Origin of the sequence: Streptomyces sp. YIM 98790, assembly GCF_011421595.1 — a bacterium.
Lineage (GTDB): Bacteria > Actinomycetota > Actinomycetes > Streptomycetales > Streptomycetaceae > Streptomyces.
On sequence record NZ_WTLH01000239.1, the window covers coordinates 1 to 7,762 of the forward strand.

Annotated in this window: 6 protein-coding genes and 1 tRNA gene; 3 read left to right on the plus strand and 4 right to left on the minus strand. The window is 74.7% G+C overall.

What is annotated here, in order from left to right; translation table 11 throughout:
* The coding region (locus tag GQS09_RS25420) for a hypothetical protein (protein ID WP_207958279.1) at window positions 1–344 on the minus strand (344 nt) is incomplete at its 3' end.
* Between the two features lie 303 nt (window positions 345–647).
* Between GQS09_RS25420 and GQS09_RS25425 the strand changes: the two genes are divergently transcribed.
* Window positions 648–720, plus strand: a tRNA-Lys gene (locus GQS09_RS25425).
* A gap of 356 nt (window positions 721–1,076) precedes the next feature.
* Window positions 1,077–1,415, plus strand: coding sequence for a hypothetical protein (locus tag GQS09_RS25430; protein WP_207958281.1), 339 nt, complete (start codon window positions 1,077–1,079; stop codon window positions 1,413–1,415).
* 291 nt (window positions 1,416–1,706) lie between these two features.
* On the opposite strand, the gene GQS09_RS25435 is transcribed toward GQS09_RS25430, so the two are convergent.
* From GQS09_RS25435 to GQS09_RS25445, 3 genes are all read right to left on the minus strand, one after another.
* Window positions 1,707–2,612 (minus strand): hypothetical protein, encoded by a 906-nt coding sequence (locus GQS09_RS25435; protein ID WP_165989902.1) that lies wholly within the window; start codon window positions 2,610–2,612, stop codon window positions 1,707–1,709.
* 6 nt (window positions 2,613–2,618) lie between these two features.
* A complete protein-coding gene (locus GQS09_RS25440; RefSeq protein WP_165989903.1) occupies window positions 2,619–3,650 on the minus strand; it encodes an SPFH domain-containing protein in 1,032 nt (343 codons plus the stop codon).
* A gap of 124 nt (window positions 3,651–3,774) precedes the next feature.
* Window positions 3,775–4,299: a hypothetical protein gene (locus tag GQS09_RS25445; protein WP_165989904.1), complete on the minus strand. Its 525-nt coding sequence runs from the start codon at window positions 4,297–4,299 to the stop codon at window positions 3,775–3,777.
* A 239-nt stretch (window positions 4,300–4,538) separates the two neighbouring features.
* Between GQS09_RS25445 and GQS09_RS25450 the strand changes: the two genes are divergently transcribed.
* Window positions 4,539–7,652, plus strand: coding sequence for a SpoIIE family protein phosphatase (locus tag GQS09_RS25450; RefSeq protein WP_165989905.1), 3,114 nt, complete (start codon window positions 4,539–4,541; stop codon window positions 7,650–7,652).
* Window positions 7,653–7,762 lie beyond the last annotated feature (110 nt).

Sequence of the window (7,762 nt, forward strand, 5' to 3'; positions counted from 1 at the left end):
GCGCCCGGCGGGAGGCCGAGGCCGCCGCCGACGCCGCCTCGCTGGAGCGCGCCGAGCGCGACCGCGCCCGGCGCGAGGAGCGCGACCGTTCCCGCGACCGCGACCGTGACCGCGACCGTGACGACCGGGACCGTGACCGTGACCGGCCGCGCCACCAGGACCGCGACGACCGCGACCGCCGCCCGTACCAGCGGCGCGACGACCGCCCCGGCAACGGCGGCAACGGCGGATACCAGCGGCGCGACGACCGCCCCGGCGACCGTCCCGGCTACCAGCGCCGCGACGACCGGCGCCCGTACAACCGCCGTGATGACAGCAACCGTTCGGGCGGTTTCCGCCGTCACGACTCGCGCGGGGACTCCCGGGNGACCGTCCCGGCTACCAGCGCCGCGACGACCGGCGCCCGTACAACCGCCGTGATGACAGCAACCGTTCGGGCGGTTTCCGCCGTCACGACTCGCGCGGGGACTCCCGGGGCGACTCCCGTTACGGCTCGCGCCACGACCACCGCGGCGGCGGCCGCTCGTTCGACCGCCGGTCCGACAAGCCCCGCTGGAACCGCGGCGACTGATCCGGGTGATGCCCGGCGCCTGACCGGCCGAATCCCTTCGAGCCGCGTACAGGCGCCGGGCTATGCTCTCCCCTGCGGGCCGTTAGCTCAATTGGCAGAGCAGCGGACTTTTAATCCGTTGGTTGTGGGTTCGAGTCCCACACGGCCTACCGAACACCTGCACGGCGCCAGGATTGTGACCTGGCGTTGCCGCGGCAGGGGCGGGCGCTGACAGTCCGCGTGAGCGCCGCGAGGTTCGTTGCCGGGCCGCTGCCGGCCCGAGCGCACCAGGAAGGAGCCGACGGGTTCCCGCCGTGGCTCCTTCCTGGTGCGCGGGGTCAGCGGTCGGCGGGCCGGCGAGGCCGGCGCCGCCCGTGGGAATCGCCCACCCCGCACAAGACCGGAACCAAGCCCCGACGCGGCCGGCCCGCAGAAGTGCTGCCAGGCCCGCGATCACTGTGCGGGCCCGGTTCCACGACAGGATGAACCCCTGGACACCAACCGGAGCGACCCCCTCCAAGACCTCGTGCACTGGCGCGGTGATCTGCCGGAACTCCTCCATGCCCGCCGGCGGCCCACGGCTCCGGTCTGCGTCACCTTCACTCGCGGCCATGCCACTCACGCGCTCGAGAAGACCATCACGGGACAGGCCACCCCGGACCAGCTCACCGCCTGGGCCCAGGCCGTCCACCTCGAAGAACACGTGGACATCGACGAGGAGGACCTGGACCTGCTGACCCAGTTCCTCCTCGAAGTCTCGACCCCGGAGCTCTTCGAACCCGTTACCACCGAAACCTGCCAGCGATGGCTGCACCGCATGCGAGCCACGAACAAACCGACGGGAAGAGGTGGAAAGACAAGCTGAGGGCTGTCCCGAAACTGTGGTTGCGGACAGCCATCAGGTGCTTGGGGTCCTCCACAGATGTCGCTCGTCCAGGGTCCCGAATCGTACGTCTCCGCGTTCAAGGTCCGTCCGTCGGCACGAAGAAGACACCCCCTGACCGGGCTGGGATGATCTTGGTGCGGGGTGTGATCACGGCGTCGGAGCCGTACGGGACAGCCCCGTTCACCGGGCCGTGCCCGCGTGCCTTCGGGAAGCCGAGCCGGGGCTCTCGCGGCCCTGGGGCCGTTTGCGAAGCACCGGCCCTCTCGGTGCTCACTCCAGGAGGCGGAGGGCGGTGTCGGCGACGCCCAGGCGCACAGTCTGCCCCCGGGTGACCTGGAGGGTGTCCGTCTCCATGCCGTCCCCGAAGACGACCAGCCGGTCCGATTCGATGGTGATCCGCAGCAGTTCGCCCGCCGCCAGGACCCCCGCCACCCGGGAGGTGCCGGTGGTGGGCGAGGCCCAGGCCTCCCGGACGAACCAGGCCACCCGCCGTTCGCCCGGCTCCGGCAGCGGCGGGGCATCGCTGCCCCGCTGCTGCGCCAGTGACCGCAGCCAGCCGGTCGCCCCGGTGCCGGTGCCGGCCACCACCCCCGAGGACGCCTGGCGTTCTTCCCCGCCCGGCCCCCGGTCCTGCGGCCGGAGCAGATAGCGGGCGGTCTGGTGGCCGGGCTGTCCCACGTAGATCTCGTTGAGCGCCAGCAGCCGCTGGGTGTCGTCGGTGACCGCCTCCACCATGGTCAGCTCGTCCACCGTGGCCCGCGGTGACGGTGCCGCCCGCAGCAGCGTGGCGGCCCGCTCGGCCCGGTGCCGCACCAGTACCCCCGGATTGCGGCCGGGGTCGGTGTCGATGCCGAGCACCGGCTGCCCCGCCAGGTACTTGGCGGTGTTGGCGACCAGGCCGTCCGCCCCGACCACGACCACCACGTCCTCCGGTGCGAACAGGAAGCGGTCCAGGTCCGCGCGCTCGACCCGGGCCTGCCGCCAGGTCGCGGGGACGGCCGCCGTCACCTGCGCCAGGATCTGCTTCGCCCGCCGGTGCCGTTCCTCCACCCCGGCCAGGTCCTGGCCGTGGGTGCGCAGGAAGAACTCGGCCTGGCCGTGGGTGCCGTGCCGCGCCAGCAGCTCCTCGTACTCGGTGGTGCGGTGCACCAGCACCGCACGGGGCGCCAGACTCACCGGGGCTCACGCCTTCTTCCCGGTGGCCGGCGGTGCGCCCGGTCCGCGGCGGCGCAGCTCGGTGAGCAGCCCGGTCAGTACGTCCGGCGAGAGGGTGACGCTCTCGATCCGCGGCAGGTTCTCCGCCGCCCGCTGGAGGGCCAGCGCGTGCAGCGTCGCCGGGTCCGTACCGTTGTGCGCGGCCAGCCACGCGGTGCGGGACGCGGCGCGGGCGGCGCCGCTTTCCCGGTCCGACTCGGCGCGGGCCCGGGCCAGCCGCACCAGCCGCTCCGCCTCGGCGCCGGTGCGGACGGCGTCCGCGGCCGCCTGTTCCTCCGCTTCCCGGCGCGCGTTGGTGCCCCGCTGCTCCACCAGCTGCTCCTCCCGCCGGGCCAGCTCGATCTTGCTGGCGAGTTCGTTCTCGGCGATGGTGCGCTCGTGTTCGACGGCCGCGGCCCGCCGCTCGTAGGTCGCCCGGTCGGCCGCCTGCTGGATCTGCTCCCGGGCGGGGGTGCGCAGGGCGCGTTCCACCTCGGGCTCCGGGCGCACCGCCACCACCCGGACCGTCACCACGTCGATGCCGGTGTCCGGCAGCCGGGATTCCCCGGCCAGCCCTTCGGTGACCTGGCGCCGCACCGAGGGCACGCCGTTCACCAGCGCGTCGGCGAGCGAGGTGCGGGCCAGCACGTCCAGCGCGTGCTGCTGGGCGATCTCGGTGAGCAGGGTGGAGATCTGTTCCAGCGGCGCGGCGCGCCAGTCGCCGGTGTCGGGGTCGATGGAGAAGTCCAGGCGGGCGGCGGCGGTTTCCGGGTCGCTGATCCGGTAGGTGACGGTGGCCTGCACGCTGACGTCCTGGAAGTCCGCGGTACGGGCCCGGAAGGTCATGGTCAGTTCGCGGTCGTCCATCGGCACCTCGGAGAGCGCGGCGGACAGCGCCCGGTACCAGAAGCTGATGCCGGCCCCCCGGTGGGCCGGCCGCCCGTTCCGCAGGTGCCGGATGTGCGCGGTGGGTGCCGAGCGCAGATGCCGCCAGCCCAGCCGTCTGGTGATGTCGGCCATGATGCCCCCCTCTATTTTTCGTCATGGCGACGATAATGGATGCCCTCTCCGTCCCGCAACGCACTTGGCCGGGGCCTCGGCTCTCATCCCGGGACACAGCGGGCGTGCCGGGACGGCCCCTCGCTCAGCGGGCCGGGCACAGCCGGTTGGGCAGGGGGGCGAAATCGCTGTCGCCCTCGGGCAGGCCGGTGGCCGCGGCGCCGGCCGGGCCGAGGGCATACGTGCCGTCGGCGAGCAGGTCCACGGGGGTGCGCCTGCCGGCCTGGGTGGTGCAGCAGATCTGGACGAGGTAACCGGCGTCTTCGGTCAGTCCGTCGACGACGTGGCGGAAGACGACGTCGAGCTTCTCGTCCGTTCCGGCCTCGATGACGACGGTGCGCCGGTCGCCCTCGGTGTCCTGCTTGACGATCGTGTCGGCCGGCCGCGTGCAGGAGGCGGCTTCGGCGGCGGGCTCGGTGGTCCCGCCGTCCGGGACGGCCGGCTTCCCGTCGTCTTCGAGGACGAGGAGGATGCCGCCGGACGCGCCCAGCGCCAGGACGACCGCGGCTCCGGGCAGGAGCCCTCTCCGGGTGCGCGATGCGGGAGGTAATGCGGAGTGCTTCCACTCGCCGGGAAGCCCGGGGCGCCGGCTCTGAGGTGGCTGCGTCACGGCGGCCATGATGCCGGGTCGCGGTGGCCGCTGTGGCCTGCGGTGTCCGTGGTGGTGGAACGGCGGGATAGGTGAATGCGACATACGGTTGATCTGACGCGAAAGACTCCCGGGACGGGCGGGGGTTTGTTTAGGTTGTCCCGATCGGGAGGGGTCCGGCCCCGGATGTTCCCCAGCCGGGGCCCGTCCCCCCGGCCCGAGCGTGCGACCCGACCCGAGAGCGGAGGTGGCAGTCGGCCGTGCCGGAGGACAGACGCGGCAGTACGGGCGCCCCGCACGGCGGTTCCCCGGAGTGGCGGCAGCGGGTGCGGATGCGGCTGCTCGACGCCGTGGACCAGGACCGGCGGGACGCCGAGGTGCTGCTCACCGCGCTCCAGCAGGCGGTGGCCGAGCTGAACGCCCTGGGCGGCATGGTGCACCTGCCGGGCGGCGGCATGGTCGGCGCCCTCTACATGGTGGTGAGCAGCGGCCTGCCGGAGCCGCTGACCCGGTCCTGGCTGGTCATTCCGGTCCGCGGCACCGCCCCGCCGGGCCGGGCCGCCCGCGAGAACGCCGTGGTCTGGCGGCCCGAGCTCGCCCCGCCCGACCCGTTCCCGGGCCGGGAGCCGGCCGCGCGGTGGCCGGACGGTCTGCCCGCCGGCATCGGCCATCTGGCCGTGCCCATTCCCGCCAGCGGCACTCGGCGCGGCGCGCTCTCCGTGCTCTTCGCGCCCGGCGAGGAGCCCGGGCCGCAGCAGCGGGCGTTCCTCACCGGGGTCGCCGGCTGGATATCGCAACGGCTCCGGCCGTCCGGTGCGGCTGCCCCGTCCCCCGCTCTGCTGCGGGCCCTGGAGGGCGGGCACGCGCCGCAGGAGGAGACCGGGCCGGAGTCCGGGCCGGGGGCCGGGACGGAGTCCGGGACGGAGTCCGGGCGGGGGGAGACCGGGACGGAATCCGGGCCGGAGACCGGGGCGGGGACCGCGCGGGAGACCGCGGATGTGCCGTCCACCACCTACACCTGGGATCTGCGCACCGGCGCCATCACCTCCGAACGCCCCATCGCCGAGGTGCTGACCGGCATCGATCCCGATGTGCAGCGCGGCGGCATCGAGGCGTGGGCGGCGCTGATCCACCCCGACGACCTCCCCCGGGTGCTGGCCGGTTTCGACGAGGGCCTGCGCCAGCGCGGCGGCTTCCAGACCGAGTACCGGATGCGCCGCCGCGACGGCAGCTACCTCTGGGTGGAAAGCCACGCCCGCACCGTCACCGACGCGGAGGGCGAGCCCGCCGGGGTGGTCGGCACGCTGTGGGACAGCACCGAGGTCCATGCCGCCGCCGAATCCGTCGGCCGGGCACTGCGGCACATGAGCGACGGCTTCCTCTCCCTGGACGCGGACTGGCGGATCGGCTTCCTCAATCATGCCGCCGAGCGGCTGTTCGGCTCCTCCGGCGAGCTGGCCGGCGCGCTGCTCTGGGACGTGCCCGCGGTGCGCGCCGTGCCCGGCCTGGAGAAGCGGTGCCGCCGCGCCGCCGCCGAGGGCCGGCCGGCCGGTTTCGACGTGCCCTGGCCGGACGGCGCCTCCTGGTACCACCTCCGCCTGGTGCCCGTGCCCGAGGGGCTCACCCTGTACATCACCGACATCACCGAGCGCCGTCTGCGGGAGGCCGAGCGGGCGGCGGCCGAGCGCGCCGCGTCCGAGCGGGCCGCCCTGGTGCAGCGCCTCACCCGGGGACTGGCCGAGGCGGTCACCGCGCAGGACGTGGTGGCCGCGGTGGCGGACGGCGTGCTGGTGCCGTTCCGGGCCGCCGGCCTGGTGGTGCTGGGCATCGCCGGCGAGCGGCTGACCGTGATCGGCTCCCGCGGCTATCCGGAGAGCTTCACCACCCTTCTGGAGGGGCAGCGCGCCGGGAACCACCCCGTCACCCCGGCCGCAGAGGCGCTGTCCGTCCGCAGCCCGATCTTCGTCTCCTCGCCCGAGGAGTACCTGGAGCGCTGGCCGGGCACCGAGGCGCTGATCCGGCACGGCGGCAAGCAGGCCTGGGCGTTCCTGCCGCTGGCCGTCTCCGGGCGGGGCATCGGCACGGCGGTGATCTCCTTCGACCGGCCGCGGGTGCTGGAGGAGGACGAGCGGACCCTGCTCATCGCGCTCAGCGGGCTGATCGCGCAGGCCCTGGACCGGGCCGGGCTGTACGACGAGGCGACCACCCGGGCCCGTACCCTGCAGCGCAGCCTGCTGCCGCGGGTGCTGCCGGAGCTGCCCGCGGTGACCGCGGCGGCCCGCTACCAGCCGGCCGGGCAGGGCGCGGACGTCGGCGGCGACTGGTACGACCTGATCCCGCTGTCGGCGGACCGGGTGGCGCTGGTCATCGGGGACGTGATGGGGCACGGCATGGCGGAGGCGGCCACCATGGGGCGGCTGCGGACGGCCGTGCGCACCCTGTCGGAGCTGGAGCTGCCGCCCGACGAGATCCTCGGCCACCTCAACGACATCGTGGGGGAACTCGGCGACGACGCCTTCGCGACCTGCCTGTACGGGATCTACGACCCGGTGACCCGGCGGCTGGAATACGCCAGTGCCGGGCATCCGCCGCCGGTCGTGGTGCACCCGGACGGCACCGTGCAGTTCCCGTCCGGAGTACCCGACCCGCCGCTGGGCGTGGCCGCGCCGCCCTTCGAGACCGTTGCCGCCGAGCTGCCGGCCGGCAGCCTGCTGGCGCTGTACACGGACGGCCTGGTGGAGTGCCCGGAGCGGGACATCCGGTCCGGCATGGAGCTGCTGGCCGGCACCCTGTCCGGGGCCGTCGCCCGGATGCCCGCGGAGACGGGTGCCGGGCGGGCCGCGGGGACGGGCGGCAAGCTGGAGGAGCTGTGCGCGGTGCTCACCGCCGCCCTGCTGCCCGTGCAGGGCGAGCTGCTGGACGATGCCGCGCTGCTGCTGGCCCGCACCCACCCGCTGCCCGCGGACAGCGTCGCCGAGTGGGGGCTGCCGGAGCACCCGGTGGCGGCGGGGCGGGCCCGGGAGCTGGTCCGCGCCCGGCTCCTGGACTGGGGGCTGGCCGACGAGGAACTGGTCATGACCACCGAGCTGCTGGTCAGCGAACTGGTCGGCAATGTGGTCCGGCACGCCCGCGGCCCGATCCGGCTGCGGATGCTGCGCAGCCGCACGCTGATCTGCGAGGTGTCGGACGCCAGTCAGACCACCCCGCACATCCGGCACTCCTCGGCCACCGACGAGGGCGGCCGGGGGCTGCAGCTGGTGGCCGCGCTGTCCCAGCGCTGGGGGACCCGCCACACCCCGACCGGCAAGTCCATCTGGACGGAGCAGGCACTGCCCGACGCGGCCCCCCGGCCGGACGGCGGCCTCAGCCCGTGAGCTCGTCGCGCAGCCGGCGCAGCAGCCGGTGCCGGGCGTGGGCACGGGCCAGCAGCAGCCCGGCGGCCAGGACGCCGAGGAGGCCCGCCAGGGCGGCGCCGGTGGCCAGG